Below are 17,276 nucleotides of genomic sequence, written 5' to 3'. Positions count from 1 at the left end.
CCAGGTCATGGCCACCAAGCCCGTCGATAACCGCCGCTCCGTCAAGAAGCGGATCCGCAAGATCTTTGGCGACATCCACGAAGTCGTCCAGATGCCGAACCTCATCGAGGTCCAGCGCGAGAGCTACGAACAGTTCCTGCGCTCGAACCCGGCGACGGGCTACGTCTCGGGCCTCGAAAAGACCCTGCGTTCGGTCTTCCCGATCCGCGACTTCGCCGGCACCAGCGAACTCGACTTCGTCCACTACGAGCTGGAAGAGCCGAAGTACGACGTGACCGAGTGCCGCCAGCGCGGCATCACTTATGCGGCCCCGATGAAGGTCACGCTGCGCCTCATCGTGTTCGAAGTGGACGCCGAGACCGAGACCCGCTCGGTCCTCGATATCAAGGAGCAGGACGTCTACATGGGCGACATGCCCCTGATGACGGAAAACGGCACCTTCTTCATCAACGGCACCGAGCGCGTCATCGTCTCGCAGATGCACCGTTCGCCGGGCGTCCTGTTCGACCATGACCGCGGCAAGACCCACTCCTCGGGCAAGTTCCTCTTCGCTGCCCGCGTGATCCCCTACCGTGGTTCGTGGCTCGACTTCGAGTTCGACGCCAAGGACATCGTGAACGTGCGTATCGACCGCAAGCGCAAGCTGCCGGTCACCGCGCTGCTTTACAGCCTCGGCCTCGATAGCGAGCAGATCCTCGACTATTTCTACCAGACCGTGACCTGGAAGCGTGGCTCGGGCGGCTGGCAGCTGCCTTACCAGCCCGAAGCATGGCGCGGCGCCAAGCCCGCCTTCGACATCGTCGACGCCAAGTCGGGCGAAGTCGTGTTCGCGGCCGGCCAGAAGATCAGCCCGCGTGCCGCCAACAAGGCGCAGAAGGACGGTCTTGAGGAACTCCTCATCCCGACCGAGGAAATCTTCGGCCGCTATTCGGCCAAGGACCTGATCGACGAGTCGACCGGCCGCATCTACATCGAGGCCGGTGACGAAGTGTCGCCGGAGAACCTCGAAGCGCTCGACCGCGCGGGCATCGACCAGATCGACCTGCTCGACATTGACGACGTGAACACGGGTCCCTGGATCCGCAACACGATGAAGGCCGACAAGGCCGAAAACCGCGACATGGGTCTGGAAGCGATCTACAAGGTCATGCGTCCGGGCGAACCGCCGACGAAGGAAACCGCCGAAGCTCTCTTCGCCGGCCTGTTCTTCGACGCCGATCGCTACGACCTCTCGGCCGTGGGCCGCGTCAAGCTGAACATGCGTCTCGGCCTCGAAGTCGAGGATACTGTCACCACCCTGCGCACCGACGACATTCTCGCGGTCGTAAAGGAACTGGTCGGCCTCAAGGACGGCAAGGGCGAAATCGACGACATCGACAACCTCGGCAACCGCCGCGTGCGTTCGGTGGGCGAGCTGCTGGAAAACCAGTACCGCGTCGGCCTGCTCCGCATGGAGCGCGCCGTGAAGGAGCGCATGTCGTCTGTCGACGTGTCGACGGTCATGCCGAACGATCTCATCAACGCCAAGCCCGCCGTGGCCGCCGTTCGCGAGTTCTTCGGTTCCTCGCAGCTCTCGCAGTTCATGGACCAGACCAACCCGCTGTCGGAAGTCACCCACAAGCGCCGCGTTTCGGCCTTGGGCCCGGGTGGTCTTACCCGTGAGCGCGCCGGCTTCGAAGTCCGCGACGTTCACCCGACCCACTATGGCCGTATCTGCCCGATTGAAACGCCGGAAGGCCCGAACATCGGTCTGATCAACTCGCTCTCGACCTTCGCCCGCGTCAACAAGTACGGCTTCATCGAAACGCCGTATCGCCGCGTGGTGGACGGTCATGTGTCGGGCGAGGTCGTCTACCTCTCGGCCATGGAAGAGCAGAAGCACACCGTCGCGCAGGCTTCGGCCGGACTGAACGCGGACGGCTCCTTCGTCGAGGAACTCGTCTCGGCTCGCCAGAACGGCGAATTCGTGATGAGCCCGCGCGATCAGATCACGCTGATGGACGTTTCGCCCAAGCAGCTCGTCTCGGTGGCCGCCTCGCTCATTCCGTTCCTGGAAAACGACGACGCCAACCGCGCACTCATGGGCTCGAACATGCAGCGTCAGGCCGTGCCGCTCGTGAAGGCGGACGCTCCGTTCGTCGGCACCGGCATGGAAGAGACGGTGGCGCGCGATTCGGGCGCCGCGATCTCGGCGCTGCGCGCCGGTATCGTCGACCAGGTCGATGCCACCCGTATCGTCATCCGCGCCTCGGGCGATATCGAACCCGGCAAGTCGGGCGTCGACATCTACCGCCTGCAGAAGTTCGAACGCTCGAACCAGTCGACCTGCATCAACCAGCGTCCGCTGGTGAAGGTGGGCGAAGTGGTCCAGGCCGGCGATACCATCGCCGACGGTCCGTCGACCGAGTTCGGCGAACTGGCGCTGGGCCGCAACGTGCTCGTCGCGTTCATGCCCTGGAACGGCTACAACTACGAAGACTCCATCCTCATCTCCGAGCGGATCGTGAAGGAAGACGTCTTCACCTCGATCCACATCGACGAGTTCGAGGTTATGGCCCGCGACACCAAGCTGGGTCCGGAAGACATCACCCGCGACATCCCGAACGTCGGCGAGGAAGCCCTGCGCAACCTCGACGAAGCGGGCATCGTCTACATCGGCGCCGAAGTGCACCCGGGTGACATCCTGGTCGGCAAGATCACGCCGAAGGGCGAAAGCCCGATGACGCCGGAAGAAAAGCTCCTGCGCGCCATCTTCGGTGAAAAGGCTTCGGACGTCCGCGACACCTCGCTGCGTCTGCCGCCGGGCGTTTCGGGAACGATCGTCGACGTGCGCGTCTTCAACCGCCACGGCATCGAGGTCGACGACCGTACCCGCGCGATCCAGAACGAGGAAATCGAACGCCTCGCCAAGGACCGCGAGGACGAACGTGCGATCCTCAACCGCGCCACCTACAACCGTCTGAAGGACATGCTCCTCGGCCAGGTCGCCGCTTCGGCGCCCAAGGGCATCAAGAAGGGCGTGGACATCACCGACGAGGTGCTGGACGAGGTCGAGCGTCACGAATGGTGGAAGTTCGCGGTTGCGGACGATCACATGCAGTCGCAGCTCGAAGCGGTGAAGACCCAGTACGACCTCACCGTCAAGGCGATCCAGGAGAAGTTCGAGGACCGCAAGGAGAAGCTGGAACGCGGTGACGAACTCGCGCCCGGCGTGCTCAAGATGGTCAAGGTCTTCGTGGCCGTGAAGCGCAAGCTTCAGCCGGGCGACAAGATGGCCGGCCGTCACGGTAACAAGGGTATCATCAGCCGCATCCTGCCGCTGGAAGACATGCCCTTCCTCGAGGACGGTACGCCTGTCGACTTCGTGCTGAACCCGCTGGGCGTGCCTTCGCGCATGAATGTCGGTCAGATCTTCGAGACGCACCTTGGCTGGGCCGCCCGCGGCCTCGGCAAGCGCATCGGCGCGGCTCTGGACGATTGGCGTGCAGCCAATCCGAACCCGGAAGCCGGCCAGCCGCCCGAAGCGGTTCGCGAGCTGCTCAAGGAAGTCTACGGCGACAACTACACCGCGGAGATCGACGCGCGCACTGACGAGCAGATCGTCGAGTTCGCCGGTGCCGTCCGTCTGGGCGTGCCGATGGGTTCGCCGGTGTTCGACGGCGCGGTCGAGAAGGATGTCACCGACATGCTGCGTCTCGCCGGTCTCGACGAGTCGGGCCAGGTGGACCTGTACGACGGCCGCACCGGCGACCGCTTCGACCGCAAGGTCACTGTCGGCTGCAAGTACGTGCTCAAGCTGCACCACCTTGTCGACGACAAGATCCACGCGCGTTCGATCGGCCCCTACTCGCTCGTCACCCAGCAGCCGCTGGGCGGTAAGGCGCAGTTCGGTGGCCAGCGCTTCGGTGAAATGGAGGTCTGGGCTCTCCAGGCCTACGGCGCGGCGTACACTCTGCAGGAAATGCTCACGGTTAAGTCGGACGACGTTGTCGGCCGCACCAAGGTCTACGAAGCGATCGTCAAGGGCGACGACACCTTCGAGGCCGGCATTCCCGAGAGCTTCAACGTGCTCGTCAAGGAAATGCGCTCGCTGGGTCTCAACGTCGAACTCTCGTCGATCGATACCGACGACGACGGCGTGGCGATCGCGGCGGAATAACGGGATCGGGCGGAGCCTTCGCGCTCCGCCCTGCCTGCCCCGCGCCCAGAGAATTTACCCTCCAGAGGGACTGAAACTATGAACGACCTGTCCAAGTTCACGAACCAGATGGCGAAGCCCGAGACGTTCGACCAGATCCAGATCGGTCTGGCGAGCCCCGAGCGCATCCGCTCCTGGTCCTTCGGCGAAATCAAGAAGCCGGAAACCATCAACTACCGTACGTTCAAGCCTGAGCGTGACGGCCTCTTCTGCGCCCGCATCTTCGGTCCCGTGAAGGACTACGAATGCCTTTGCGGCAAGTACAAGCGCATGAAGTACAAGGGCGTCGTCTGCGAAAAGTGCGGCGTCGAAGTCACCGTGACCAAGGTGCGCCGCGAGCGCATGGGCCACATCGAACTGGCCGCGCCGGTTGCGCACATCTGGTTCCTCAAGTCGCTGCCGTCGCGCATCGGCCTGCTGCTCGACATGCAGCTCAAGCAGCTTGAGCGCGTCCTCTACTTCGAGAGCTACATCGTCATCGAGCCGGGCCTGACCCCGCTCGAGAAGTACCAGCTCCTCACCGAAGACGAGATGCTCGACGCGCAGGACGAGTATGGCGAAGACGCCTTCTCGGCCGGTATCGGCGCCGAGGCGGTGAAGCACATGCTCATCAATCTCGACCTCGAGCAAGAGCGTGCGGACCTTCTCCAGGAACTTGAGACGACCAAGTCGGAACTCAAGCCCAAGAAGATCATCAAGCGCCTCAAGGTCGTGGAATCGTTCATCGATTCGGGCAACCGTCCCGAGTGGATGATCCTTGAGGTCGTGCCGGTCATCCCGCCGGAACTGCGTCCGCTGGTGCCGCTGGACGGCGGCCGCTTCGCGACGTCGGACCTCAACGACCTCTATCGCCGCGTCATCAACCGCAACAACCGCCTGAAGCGCCTGATCGAGCTGCGCGCGCCGGACATCATCGTCCGCAACGAAAAGCGCATGCTCCAGGAAGCCGTTGACGCCCTGTTCGACAACGGCCGCCGCGGCCGCGTCATCACCGGCGCCAACAAGCGTCCGCTGAAGTCGCTGTCCGACATGCTCAAGGGCAAGCAGGGCCGCTTCCGTCAGAACCTTCTCGGCAAGCGCGTCGACTATTCGGGCCGTTCGGTCATCGTGACCGGCCCGGAACTCAAGCTGCACCAGTGCGGTCTCCCCAAGAAGATGGCGCTCGAGCTGTTCAAGCCGTTCATCTACGCCCGTCTGGACGCCAAGGGTCTTTCGATGACCCTGAAGCAGGCCAAGAAGTGGGTCGAGAAGGAGCGCAAGGAAGTCTGGGACATCCTCGACGAAGTCATTCGCGAGCACCCGGTCATGCTGAACCGCGCGCCCACGCTCCACCGTCTCGGCATTCAGGCCTTCGAGCCCGTGCTGATCGAAGGCAAGGCGATCCAGCTGCACCCGCTCGTCTGCTCGGCCTTCAACGCCGACTTCGACGGTGACCAGATGGCTGTCCACGTGCCGCTCTCGCTGGAAGCCCAGCTTGAAGCGCGCGTGCTGATGATGTCCACCAACAACATCCTGTCGCCGGCGAACGGCAAGCCGATCATCGTTCCTTCGCAGGACATGGTTCTCGGCCTGTACTACCTGTCGATGGACCGCACCGGCGAGCCGGGCGAAGGCATGAAGTTCGCGGACATGGCCGAAGTGCACCAGGCACTTCACGTCGGCGCCGTGACGCTGCACTCGAAGATCGAGGCCCGCGTGCCGCAGACCGACGAGAACGGCGGTCAGTACATGAAGCGCTTCGAGACCACTCCGGGCCGCATGCTGCTGGGCGAATGCCTGCCGAAGTCGCACACGGTGCCCTTCGACGTCGTCAACCGCCTTCTGACCAAGAAGGAAATCGGTGACGTCATCGATCAGGTCTACCGTCACACCGGCCAGAAGGACACGGTGCTGTTTGCCGACGCGATCATGTCGCTCGGCTTCCGCAACGCGTTCAAGGCGGGCATCTCCTTCGGCAAGGATGACATGATCATCCCGGATTCGAAGGAAGCGCTCGTGGGCGAGACCAAGGAACTGGTGGCCGATTACGAGCAGCAGTACCAGGACGGCCTCATCACCCAGCAGGAAAAGTACAACAAGGTGATCGACGCCTGGAGCCGTTGCGGCGACCAGGTGGCGAACGCCATGATGGAAGAGCTGAAGGCCCAGCCGATCGATCCCGAGACGGGCCGCATGGCCCAGATCAACTCGATCTACATGATGAGCCACTCCGGTGCGCGTGGTAGCCCGGCGCAGATGAAGCAGCTTGGCGGTATGCGCGGCCTCATGGCCAAGCCGTCGGGCGAGATCATCGAAACGCCGATCATCTCGAACTTCAAGGAAGGTCTGACCGTTCTTGAATACTTCAACTCGACCCACGGCGCCCGTAAGGGTCTGGCCGACACGGCACTGAAGACGGCGAACTCGGGTTACCTGACCCGCCGTCTGGTCGACGTGTCGCAGGACTGCGTCGTCGTGATCGAGGATTGCGGTACCGAGCGCGCGCTGGAAATGCGTTCGATCGTGCAGGGCGGTTCCACCATCGCCTCGCTCGCCGAGCGTATCCTGGGCCGTACCCTGGCCGAGGACATCGTCGACAAGGAAGGCAATGTCGTTGCCGCCAAGGGCCAGCTCCTCGACGAAGCCGCAGTGGCTGCGATCGAGGCGACCGGCCTGCAGGCTGCCCGCATCCGTTCGCCGCTGGTCTGCGAAGCCCAGCAGGGCGTCTGCGGCAAGTGCTACGGCCGTGACCTGGCGCGTGGTACTCCGGTCAACATCGGTGAAGCTGTCGGCGTCATCGCCGCGCAGTCGATCGGTGAACCGGGCACGCAGCTCACCATGCGTACCTTCCACATCGGCGCGCGCCCAGCTCAACGAAACCAGCCACCTGGAATCGATGTGCGACGGTAAGGTCGAGTATCGCGATATCCCGACGATCGTCGACAAGCGCGGTCGTCGCCTGTCGCTCGCCCGTAACGGCGAAATCGTGGTCTATGACAGCGAAGGCCGCGAGCGCGCCATGCACCGCGTGCCTTACGGTACGGTGCTGCTCCACACCAACGGCGCTTCGGTGAAGGAAGGCGAACGCCTGGCAGAGTGGGATCCGTTCTCGCTGCCGATCATCACCGAAACCTCGGGCGTGGTGAAGTATCAGGACCTCCTGGATACCCGCACCCTGACCGAGCACGTCGACGATGCAACCGGTATGACCAGCCGCGTCGTCACCGAAGACCGTTCGTCGCGCACCGCGAAGAAGAAGGAAGACCTGCGTCCGCGCATCACTCTTCTGGACGATTCGTCGGGTGAAACCGCGCGCTACATGATGGCGCCGGGCACCACCCTCTCGGTCGAGGATGGCCAGACCGTCGAAGCCGGCGACATCATCGCCCGTGCTTCGCGCGAAGCCGCCAAGACCCGCGACATCACCGGCGGTCTGCCGCGCGTTGCCGAACTGTTCGAGGCCCGCAAGCCGAAGGACAACTCGATCATCGCCAAGGTGTCGGGCCGCATCGAGTTCGTGCGTGACTACAAGGCCAAGCGCAAGATCGCGATCATCCCGGAAGAGGGTGAACCGATCGAGTACCTGATCCCGAAGAGCCGCGTGATCGACGTTCAGGAAGGCGACTTCGTGAAGAAGGGCGACAACCTGATCTCCGGTTCGCCCGATCCGCACGACATTCTGGAAGTCCTCGGCGTCGAGGCTCTGGCAGAATATCTCGTTGCGGAAATCCAGGAAGTCTACCGCTTGCAGGGCGTGAAGATCAACGACAAGCACATCGAGACGATCGTTCGTCAGATGCTGCAGAAGGTCGAGATCACGGCCGGTGGCGACACCACCCTGCTGCCGGGCGAACAGGTCGACTACGAGGAAATGTTCGAGATCAACAGCAAGCTTCCCGAGGGCAAGATGCCCGCGGAAGGCAAGCCGGTGCTTCTCGGCATCACCAAGGCGTCGCTCCAGACCCGCTCGTTCATCTCGGCGGCGTCGTTCCAGGAGACCACCCGCGTGCTCACGCAGGCGGCTGTCGAGGGCAAGAAGGACTCGCTCATCGGCCTCAAGGAAAACGTCATCGTCGGCCGCCTCATCCCGGCGGGTACCGGTGCCGGCATGAACCGCGTCCGCGTGGCGGCTACCAGCCGCGACCTCGCGCTGCGTGCGTCCTACCGTCGCATGCAGGAAGCCCTGATCGCCGCCAACACGGCGGAAGAAGAGCATGCAGCCGAACTGGCCCAGGGCCCGGAAGCTGCGATCGGCAACGATCCTCTCGCTGCGGTCGAAGGTGAAACCCATGGTCTGGATGCCGATGCCGGCGATTACCTGATCAAGGGCGACGAGGAGGGCGGCGAGGCGTAAGCCTCTCCCCTCCCGCCACACAGGCAAACTAAAAGCCCCCGCTGGATCGCTCCGGCGGGGCTTTTTGCTGGTCGGTCTGTCCGGGGTCAGGCGGTCTTGCGCCGCGCCGCCAGTTCCTCGGGCGAGGGAATGACCTTGCGCAAGTCGGCGATGACGGCATCGGCATCGAGATAACTGCCGGACATCATCCCGGCATCGCCGGGATTGCCGAAGCGGACGATGCCGCTTTGCGGACGGTTGGGCAGGGAGAGGTAGATGAAGCCGCTGAACCCCCTGGCCTTGGCCAGAAGCGCGCTGTGGAGCAGCAAGGCTTCGGGCTGGGTCATCGCATCGGACCAGATATTGACCACGTAGAACTTCGAATTCCTGATCGGCTCCTTGGCGATCAGTTTCGATTTCTGCGCGTTCCAGACGTCCTTGCTGAGGCGCTCGTAGTCCTTGATCTGCGCGTAAGGCAGGATGTAGGTGAACAGCGTCCGGTTGTTGCCGTCCGTTTCGAGCAGCTTGGCCATCTCGTTCTTCTCTCGCAGGCCCAGATCTGCTCGGGAGTCTGGGCCAGCGATCCGAAGAGCTGTTCGGGCTTTGCATCCTTCCTGAGCATGGCATTGGTGGCCAGAAGGGCGCCGAAGCTGGGCGAGAGCCATTGCGAGCGGGCTGCGAAATTGCGGCGGGCGTCGTCGACCTTGCCGTCATGGGCGAGCAGCAGGATATCGTAGAGGTCGAGACGCTCGACGATGGCCGACTGGTTCTCCTCCGGTTTTCCCTTGGCTATCAGGGCGTCCATGTTTTCGCGGGCCTTCTTCGCCCGTTCGGCCGCCAATGCCCAGTTTCCGGCCAGTGCATGGGAGATGGCGGCGTTGGCGAGTGGCCAGGAACGCTGTGTATCGCCGTCGAGTTCCGTGAGGAAGCCGATCGTCTCGTCGCGCAGCACGGCAGCTTCGGAGAAGCGTCCCACTTCGTCAAGACGGTCAGCCAGGGCCACGCCGAAAACGCGGAAATCCGGCTCATGTTGCGGTAGTACTGCTCTTCCTCGGTGCTCATGCTGCGCTGGAAGGAGCTATAGGGCCGCGTCGAAATGCCGGCGTAGAAGCTGTAAGGCATGGCCAGCGCGTTGCGCAGGCTGACCTGACGGGCCTCGGCAGGTTGACCCAGGCGCAGCAGGGCCTGGGATTCGAGGAGGTTGAAGGAAAGCCCCATCGAACGGTCGAAGTAGGAATTGCCGATCAGCCCCAGCGCCTGCGCCTCTCCCCGCGCCTTGGTGACATCGGCAAGGGCCGCCTTGTAGTCCTTGGCTTCGAACTGGTGGACTGCCCGGGCCAGGATCAGCGGCAGGCGGCGCAGGCCGTTGGTTTCCTCTTTGGGATCGTCGAGCAGCTTGCTGCAGGCCGCCACGCCGCGTTCGGCAAGCAGCCGCTTCGAGGGATTGCCAGCCTCGGGCGGAGGGGCGAACAGGGCCAGTAGCGTGACCGCGCCCAGAAGCCGCGCAAAGCTTTCCGCGCCGGTGATGTTGTTGGGTTGGCCGTCGCACCGCAGATAGAGCGAGCCGTATTTCTTCACATCCTCGGGAAGGACGGACAGCGGATCGGCAGGTCCCTTGTCCCTGGTGTCGTTGATCGTCGGAGCCGGCGGTGCGATGCTGCCCGCATCGAGCGCCGTCTGAGCCGTTGCGGTCGTCGTGCAGACGAGCGCGGTCGCCAGCAGCAGGGCCGCCGAAGCCTTTGATTTCAAGATTTCCCCCTTTTGTAGTCGCGGCCACTGGATAACGCGGGGGCTGGGGATACGGCAAGACGCAAGAAGGCGCGCGCGGACGCAGAGCGGGGCGCTGTGTTCGACGGGGCGCGGAATCCGTCCGACCTGCGACATGGCCCCGCCGCGCCGGCGTCGCTAGAAAGGCGCCATCCCGCTCAGGCAAAGCACTTTGGCAAGGCATGGACAGGTTATGAGCAGCCCCGAATCGAAACTCGTCCCGGCCGTCATGGCCTCGATCATTGCCATGGCCACTTTCGTGGTCTGGTCCGGGTTCTCGGGGCTGGGCGCCTGATCCGGCACCGTTGATGCAGGTTGTCGCGCCCCCTGGGAGCGCGACAATGCGGGCTTACTCCGCCGCCTGAGCCTCGGCCGCGTTGGCAGCTTCGATCTCGGCAGCCTTGGCTTCCACCAGCCTCACGATGTGGTCGAGCATTTCCTCGGACTGCACGACGTGGTCGGTCACGCCCGAGAGATAGACCATGTGCTTGCCGTTGCCGCCGCCGGTGAGGCCGATGTCGGTCTCGCGCGCTTCGCCCGGGCCGTTCACCACGCAGCCGAGCACGGACAGCGAGATCGGCGTCTTGATGTGCTGGAGACGGTCTTCCAGCGCCTCCACCGTGCGGATCACGTCGAACCCCTGGCGGGCGCACGACGGGCAGGAGACGACGCGCACGCCGCGCGTGCGCAGGCCCAGCGCCTTGAGCATCTCGAAGCCGACGCGGACTTCCTCTTCCGGCTCGGCCGAAAGCGAGACGCGCAGGGTGTCGCCAATCCCGGACCAGAGCAGCATGCCCATGCCGATCGAGGATTTCACGGTGCCGCCGATCAGCCCGCCCGCCTCGGTGATGCCAAGGTGCAGCGGGCAGTCCACCGCGTCGGCAAGCCCTTGATAGGCGGCCACGGCGAGGAACACGTCGCTGGCCTTCACCGCCACCTTGTACTCGTGGAAATCGTGGTCCTGAAGCAGCTTGATATGGTCGAGCGCCGATTCGACCAGCGCTTCGGGGCAGGGCTCGCCGTATTTTTCCAGCAGGTCCTTTTCGAGGCTGCCCGCATTCACGCCGATGCGGATCGCGCAGCCGTTGGCCTTGGCGGCACGCACCACTTCGGCCACGCGGTCGGACGAGCCGATGTTGCCAGGGTTGATGCGCAGGCACGCGGCGCCGGCATCTGCCGCTTCAAGGGCGCGCTTGTAGTGGAAATGGATGTCCGCGATCAGCGGAACGCGGGACGCTCGCACGATTTCGCGCATCGCTGCCGTGCTTTCCACATCGGGGCAGGAGACGCGGATGAGATCGGCCCCGGCATCCTCGCAGCGGCGGATCTGGTCGATCGTCGCCCCGGCGTCGGAGGTCAGGGTGTTGGTCATGGTCTGCACCGTGATCGGGGCATCGCCGCCGACGGGTACATTGCCGACCATGATCTGGCGGCTCTTGCGGCGTTCGATATCGCGCCAGGGACGTATGGAAGACATGGCGCCCCCTATAGGCGCTTGCGGGCGTGGTTTGAAGCACGATTGCGCGGGCGGCGATAAGCCTTTCGGCTTTCGATGCAGGACCGGGGGCAGATGGGCTTGCCACCGGTTTCGCGGCGGATATCGCCTGGGCCTTTTGCGGCCCAGGGATTTCGGGCATCAGGGCGGGCATGAAGGAAGAAGTCCTGAACGATGACAGCGGCGCGCACCTGCCCCTGCTGTTCGGCCGCGTGCTCGATGGCGAAGGCGGAGGCCGGCCGATCGACTGGGACGAAGTGCAGCGCTGGCATCCCACTGCCGCCGAACCGGTGCTGTGGATTCACCTGCTGCGCACGCACCTGGGCGTGCAGGAATGGCTGGAAGACTGGCTGGAACTGACCGAGCCGACCGCCGAACTGCTCACCAGCGACGCCACCCGGCCGCGTGCGTTCCGCGAGGGCCATTCGCTGGTCGCCACCTTGCGCGGCATCAACTTCAATCCGGGCGCGGAGCCGGAGGACATGGTCTCCATGCAGCTCTGGAGCGATGGCGTCCGCGTCGTCACCCTGCGCCGCCTGCCGCTCCAGACCCCGCGCATCGTCTGCAACGAGATCGACAGCGGGATGGGGCCGAACGATGCCGGCGCGCTCGTCACCGCGCTGACCGAGCACATGATCGACCGCATGAGCCACTCGATCATCGACATGAACGACATGATCGACGAGCTGGAAGACGAGACGATCGGCAACGATACCGGGGAGATGCTGGACAAGATCGTGGCGGTTCGCCGCAACTGCCTGGCGCTCAAGCGGCACATGTCCCCCCAGCACGAGGCACTGACCAGCATCGCCAACAGCGCGCCTGCCTGGTTCGAGGAGCACGACCGGCGCGAGATCGCCGAGACCATCGCCCGGCTGCGCCGCCATCTCGACGATCTCGACATCAGCAAGGAAAGCGCCGTGGTCTTGCAGGACGATATCCGCGCCCGTGCCGCCGCCAATACGCAGAAGACGCAGTACCTGCTGACGATCGTGGCCGGAATCTTCCTGCCGCTCAGCTTCATCACCGGGCTGCTGGGCATCAACGTGGGTGACATCCCGCTGGCCGCGCCGGGCTCTCACGGGTTCTGGATCATCGTCCTGATGTGCCTGTGCATCTTTGCGGCGGAGATCATGGTGGCGCGCCGGCTCAAGTGGCTTTGAAGCGCGCCGGCCCTCACATCATGCGGGCGAACAGGAATTCCTCGTCGCGCTGCTCGCCGACCATGAAGTGGATGTCGGCAACCTTGCCGAAGCCGTAGCGGGCATAGAACTTCTGCGCGCCCTCGTTGCCGCTCCATACGGAGAGCTGCACTTCGTCGGCGGCGCGTTCCCGCGCGAGGTCGAGCGCCCAGTCCATCAGGCTGGCGCCGATGCCCCGCCCGGTGGCCTCGGGATCGGTATAGAGCTGCTTGAGTTCGATGACCGCGCCGCCGCGCGCATGTTCGGGCCAGCCGCAGTCCAGCACCATCTTGCAATAGCCCAGTAGCCGGTCTTCCTCGACCGCCAGCATGATACGCATCCCGGGATCGGCGATCTCCTTGGCGACTTTCGCCTCGCTGTGCGAATCCTCCAGGAAATTGGCGAGATCCTCGGGCGTGTACATGTGCCCGAACTTCACCACGAAGCTGCGCCTGCCGAGATCGGCGAGTGCGGCGGCATCCTCGGCGGTGGCGGGGCGCAGGTTCATCACAGTTCCTTGGTCATGCAGATCGAGAACGGATCGGGGCGGTAGCCTCCGAAAGGTTCGCATTCGGTGAAGCCGTTGGCGCGGTAGAGGCCGTGCGCGGCGTGGAAGGGTTCGGGGCGCCCGGTTTCCAGGCTGACGCGCGCATAGCCGCGCGCCCGGGCTTCGTCGAGAAGGCGCAGCAGGATCGCCTTGCCGGCGCCCCGGCCCCGATAATCGGGCGCGGCGCGCATCGACTTCAGCTCGCCGTGCCCCTCGCCGAGATGCTTGATCGCCCCGCATCCGGCCAGGCGCTCGCCGTCCCATGCCGAGAAGAACGTCACGTCCGGCTGGCGCAGGCGTTCGGCGGGCATGGCGTGCACGCTTTCGGGCGGCGACCACTGGTGCATTTCATCGAGATGGAGCTGAAGCAGGCCGAGCACCTCGTGCCCGGTCAGGTCATCCTCGACGATGGTGAAATGGAGAGTCATTCGGGCGCTCCGGAGAACTTGTCAGCCTTGCGGCGGCCCATGCGCATGCCCGCTTCCAGTCGGGCGCGCAACTGGGTGTAATAGGCTTCGAGGAAGGCGCGCTCATCGTTCCAGCCATCGTTCCGGCCGATTTTCTGCGCGATCGTCTGGTACACGCTTTCCATCGACTGCTGGCGATTCTCGCGCAGCACCCGTTCGAGTGCCTGAAGCTCGAATTCGCCGTAAACCGCCAGTTCCGCGTCCTCGAAGCGGTAGGCGCGGCGCGTGGCAACGGCAGGAAAGTCTTCGTCGCCGCGGGCCATGGGAGGGTTCGGCGCGGCCTCCAGTCCGACCGATAGCGCCGCCTCGAGCTTGCGGCGCGGCCGTTCGAGGACCCAGGTGCCGGCGATCACGTCCCCGGCGCGCAGTGCGTCGCGGTTGAACAGGGGGAACAGCAGGAACAGGGCGAACCACCCGGCGGCGGCGAACCAGCCCATGCTGCTTTCCACCCCGGCCTGCATGATGAAGATCACCGGCAGGAACAGTTCGATATCGCGCAGCAGGTTACGGGCGATCACCATTTCCGCGGTCAACCGCCCGCCATCGCGCGCGGCGATCCTCATGCCGGCCAGGCGCTTGCCCGGTGTTGCCCCGCGCGGACCCAGCTCGAAGAACAGGAAATAGGCGTTCCGGAACAGGAACATGATGACGATCCAGACGATCACCAGGAACTGCAGGGCATGGCCCAGCGCGTTATTCGATTCGAGCTGGCGGTCGAACGCGGTCATGCCGCCGGCAATGAAGATCAGCGCGGCCGTCGTGGCCGCGATCAGTACGGCGATGATGACGAGATCGAGGATCAGCGCGCCGGCCCGCGAACCCCGGCTGGCAACGGTGACCGGCACCGTTATGCCTTCCGGCGTCACCAGCATGCGTTCACGGGAGGATCGCCGGTGCGTGAAACGGGTGCGGGTCGCGGATGCGTTCATGCCGCGCGGACCTTGCCCCGATTGCCGCGGAAGGCGAAGAAATAGGCGCTCCACAGCGCCAGCATGAAGCCGCCGACGACGAAGCGGCCGAACGTCTGGTCGATGAGCTGGCGCGCGAAGCCTTCCAGCAGGGCGGCGACGATCAGCATCAGCACCACGCCGGTCATGACCAGCGCGGCACGGCGGCCCGCTTCGGCCGTGGCCTGGAGGATCGGCCGATTGCCCGGAAAGGCGATGGCGCGTCCGATGTGCAGGCCCGCGGCGCCCGCCAGCAGGATCGCGAAAAGCTCGGTGGTGCCGTGGATGGCCAGCCATCCGGCGAAGTCGACCAGCAGCCCCGCACTGTTGTAGAGCCACAGCATCGCTCCCAGCGAGGCCAGATTCTGCACCAGCAGCAGCAGCGAGGGTATGCCGAAGGCGAAGCCCAGCGCGAAGGCGAGGATCGAGACTTGTGCGTTGTTGCTGAAAAGCTGGGCGGCGAACACGCTCATCCCCGGCTGGTCGGTATCGCCGAAGATCGTCTGTCGGAGCGCTTCCGGCGTGGCGCCGGGAACGCGATTGCCCGCCATGTCGCCCACGAGGATCTGGTACCAGTCGGCATCGTGCGAGACGAGCAGCCAGCCCACGGCCGCGCCCGCGATCATGACCGCCAGGGCCACGAGCACATCGATCCAGATCGCCCGCACGGCGGCGCTCCACCCGCCGCCGAGAAAGCCGCGCAGCCAATCCCATAGCGAACTGCGCGGACCGTAGACGACGAACCACGCGCGCTGCACCAGCGCTTCGAGGTAAGCCAGCGTGGCGGCATCGAGCGAGGTTTCGCGCGCGATGGAAAGGCTTGAAGCCACCGTGCGGTAAAGGCCGGGCAGCGCCAGCAGGTCTTCGTCGGAAAGGCGGCGCAAACGGCCTTTTTCCATGCGGGTGACGATCGCCTCCAGCCGCTGCCAGTCGGACTCGCGCTCCAGCCGGAAGCGGTCGGACCGGAGCGCCGCGCTTTCGAGAGCGAAGATGGCGTTGTCGGGAAGAAGGGTGGCGGCGTTCATCCGATCGCTCCCGATCGCTTGATTTCCAGATAGGCGTCGATCAGCCGCGTGCCGATCGTGTGCCAGGGCGCCTCGAGCACATCGACGCCGAGTTGCTGGAGCCGCCGCGTGACCAGCGCGCGCTGGCGCAGCAGGGTATCGGCGGAGACCGCCATCGACAGCACTTCCATATCCTCGGGCGGGGCATCGGAGATGGCTTCCAGTTCGTCATCGGCCATGGTCACGAACAGCACGACATGGCGGGAGACGAGGCGGCCAATCGATTCGATCATGAGCTGCGCGCTGGTGGGATCTGCGAATTCGGAGAATACCACGATCAGCGAACGACGTTGCAGCCGTGAAGCCAGCGTCGCCAGCGCGAGCGTGAAGTTGGGCTCTTCCGACCGATATTCGAGGCCGGCGGCCGCCCGCTGGAGGCGGTGGAAATCGCGCGAGGCGGCAACGAAGGGCGTCGCCACTTCGGGGCGCGATGCAAAGCCGAACAGCGAGACGCGGTCTCCGCCCTTCAGTGCGACATAAGCGGCGGCCAGCGCGGCCGAGACCGCGCGGTCGAGCCGGGGCATGCCCTGGATCGGCTCGCACATCGCCTGGCCGCAATCGAAGGCGAAGACGATCTGGTTGTTGCGCTCGGTCTCGTACTCCTTGGCATAGAGATGGACGTGACGGGCCGAGCTTTTCCAGTCGATCCGGCGGCGGTCCATGCCCGGCTGGTATTCCGCCAGCGATTCGAACTGCGTGCCTTCGCCCCGGATGCGGCGGGCGATCAGGCCGAACTGCGCGTCCTTCAGGAAAGTCTGCAAGGCGGGCGAGCGCACGGCCTCGATGTTGGGCCAGACGCGCACGTCCTTGCCGACCGCGCCCCGGAATTGCCGTGCGCCAAGGCCGAGCGGCCCGGTCCAGCGCAGCCAGGCCGTGGAAATCCGGCCGGTGCCGCGCCGCGAAGGGCGGAATGCGAAAGTGCCTTTCCAGGGGGCCTTTCCGGCCGGAACCGGCCGCTCCAGCGGAAACGCGGCGCGGCCGCCCGGCGCGAGGCGGGGATCGCATTCGAGCGCGAGTTCGGCCCGCGCGGCGCGGCGCGGAAGATCCGCCTCGGCGGTGAAGTGCGCGTCCTTGCCCACTTCGATATCGCCGGGGGCCGAGACCCGCAGGTCTTCCATCCCGCCGGCGAGCAGGCCGTCGATCAGGATGAGCACCAGCACCGCGAGGCCGAAGGCCGGCGCCACGACCCAGGCCTCGGGCCGCGTCGCGCCGATCACCAGCGCCACCGGCGCGGCGAGCGCCAGCAGCACGGCGGCGCGTGCGGTCGGGACGAGAGGGGCGGAGCGCAGGCTCATCGG

General features: G+C 65.0%; 10 protein-coding genes and 1 pseudogene. 3 read left to right on the top strand and 8 right to left on the bottom strand.

Annotation, left to right across the window (positions count from 1 at the left end):
* Nucleotides 1–7 precede the first annotated feature (7 nt).
* Nucleotides 8–4,159 (top strand): DNA-directed RNA polymerase subunit beta, encoded by a 4,152-nt coding sequence (gene rpoB, locus ADT71_RS24225; RefSeq protein WP_054441046.1) that lies wholly within the window; start codon nt 8–10, stop codon nt 4,157–4,159.
* 78 nt (nt 4,160–4,237) lie between these two features.
* Nucleotides 4,238–8,531: pseudogene (gene rpoC, locus ADT71_RS24220) on the top strand (DNA-directed RNA polymerase subunit beta').
* A gap of 86 nt (nt 8,532–8,617) precedes the next feature.
* On the opposite strand, the gene ADT71_RS24215 reads toward rpoC, so the two are convergent.
* The 3 genes from ADT71_RS24215 to ispG form a co-directional block, all read right to left on the bottom strand.
* The gene (locus ADT71_RS24215) at nt 8,618–9,043 is read right to left on the bottom strand and encodes a hypothetical protein (RefSeq protein ID WP_054441044.1); all 426 of its coding nucleotides are present in this window, start codon (nt 9,041–9,043) and stop codon (nt 8,618–8,620) included.
* Nucleotides 9,044–9,302: 259 nt separating this feature from the next.
* Nucleotides 9,303–10,259 carry a hypothetical protein gene (locus ADT71_RS24210; protein WP_054441042.1) on the bottom strand — a complete coding sequence of 319 codons (957 nt, stop codon included), beginning with the start codon at nt 10,257–10,259 and terminating at the stop codon, nt 9,303–9,305.
* A gap of 367 nt (nt 10,260–10,626) precedes the next feature.
* Nucleotides 10,627–11,754: a flavodoxin-dependent (E)-4-hydroxy-3-methylbut-2-enyl-diphosphate synthase gene (gene ispG / locus ADT71_RS24205; RefSeq protein WP_054441040.1), complete on the bottom strand. Its 1,128-nt coding sequence runs from the start codon at nt 11,752–11,754 to the stop codon at nt 10,627–10,629.
* A gap of 170 nt (nt 11,755–11,924) precedes the next feature.
* On the opposite strand from ispG, the gene ADT71_RS24200 reads away from it, so the two are divergent.
* Nucleotides 11,925–12,935 carry a CorA family divalent cation transporter gene (locus ADT71_RS24200; protein WP_054441038.1) on the top strand — a complete coding sequence of 337 codons (1,011 nt, stop codon included), beginning with the start codon at nt 11,925–11,927 and terminating at the stop codon, nt 12,933–12,935.
* 13 nt (nt 12,936–12,948) lie between these two features.
* On the opposite strand, the gene ADT71_RS24195 is transcribed toward ADT71_RS24200, so the two are convergent.
* Genes ADT71_RS24195 through ADT71_RS24175 form a run of 5 tightly spaced genes read right to left on the bottom strand, consistent with a single transcriptional unit; the run spans nt 12,949 to nt 17,273 of the window.
* Nucleotides 12,949–13,461 (bottom strand): GNAT family N-acetyltransferase, encoded by a 513-nt coding sequence (locus ADT71_RS24195; RefSeq protein WP_054441036.1) that lies wholly within the window; start codon nt 13,459–13,461, stop codon nt 12,949–12,951.
* Nucleotides 13,461–13,928, bottom strand: coding sequence for a GNAT family N-acetyltransferase (locus ADT71_RS24190; RefSeq protein ID WP_054441034.1), 468 nt, complete (start codon nt 13,926–13,928; stop codon nt 13,461–13,463). The genes ADT71_RS24195 and ADT71_RS24190 overlap by 1 nt, the downstream gene beginning before the upstream one ends.
* Entirely contained in the window at nt 13,925–14,896 is a 972-nt protein-coding gene (locus ADT71_RS24185; protein WP_054441033.1) for an RDD family protein, read from the bottom strand. The genes ADT71_RS24190 and ADT71_RS24185 overlap by 4 nt, the downstream gene beginning before the upstream one ends.
* Nucleotides 14,893–15,939 (bottom strand): stage II sporulation protein M, encoded by a 1,047-nt coding sequence (locus ADT71_RS24180; protein WP_054441031.1) that lies wholly within the window; start codon nt 15,937–15,939, stop codon nt 14,893–14,895. The genes ADT71_RS24185 and ADT71_RS24180 overlap by 4 nt, the downstream gene beginning before the upstream one ends.
* Nucleotides 15,936–17,273 carry a DUF58 domain-containing protein gene (locus ADT71_RS24175; protein ID WP_054441029.1) on the bottom strand — a complete coding sequence of 446 codons (1,338 nt, stop codon included), beginning with the start codon at nt 17,271–17,273 and terminating at the stop codon, nt 15,936–15,938. The genes ADT71_RS24180 and ADT71_RS24175 overlap by 4 nt, the downstream gene beginning before the upstream one ends.
* Nucleotides 17,274–17,276: the final 3 nt, after the last annotated feature.

It is taken from the genome of Novosphingobium sp. ST904 (genome assembly GCF_001298105.1).
In the GTDB taxonomy this organism is placed as follows: Bacteria; Pseudomonadota; Alphaproteobacteria; order Sphingomonadales; family Sphingomonadaceae; genus Novosphingobium.
Note: the sequence above shows the minus strand (reverse complement) of the source record. Positions and strands in the feature narration are given on the sequence as shown.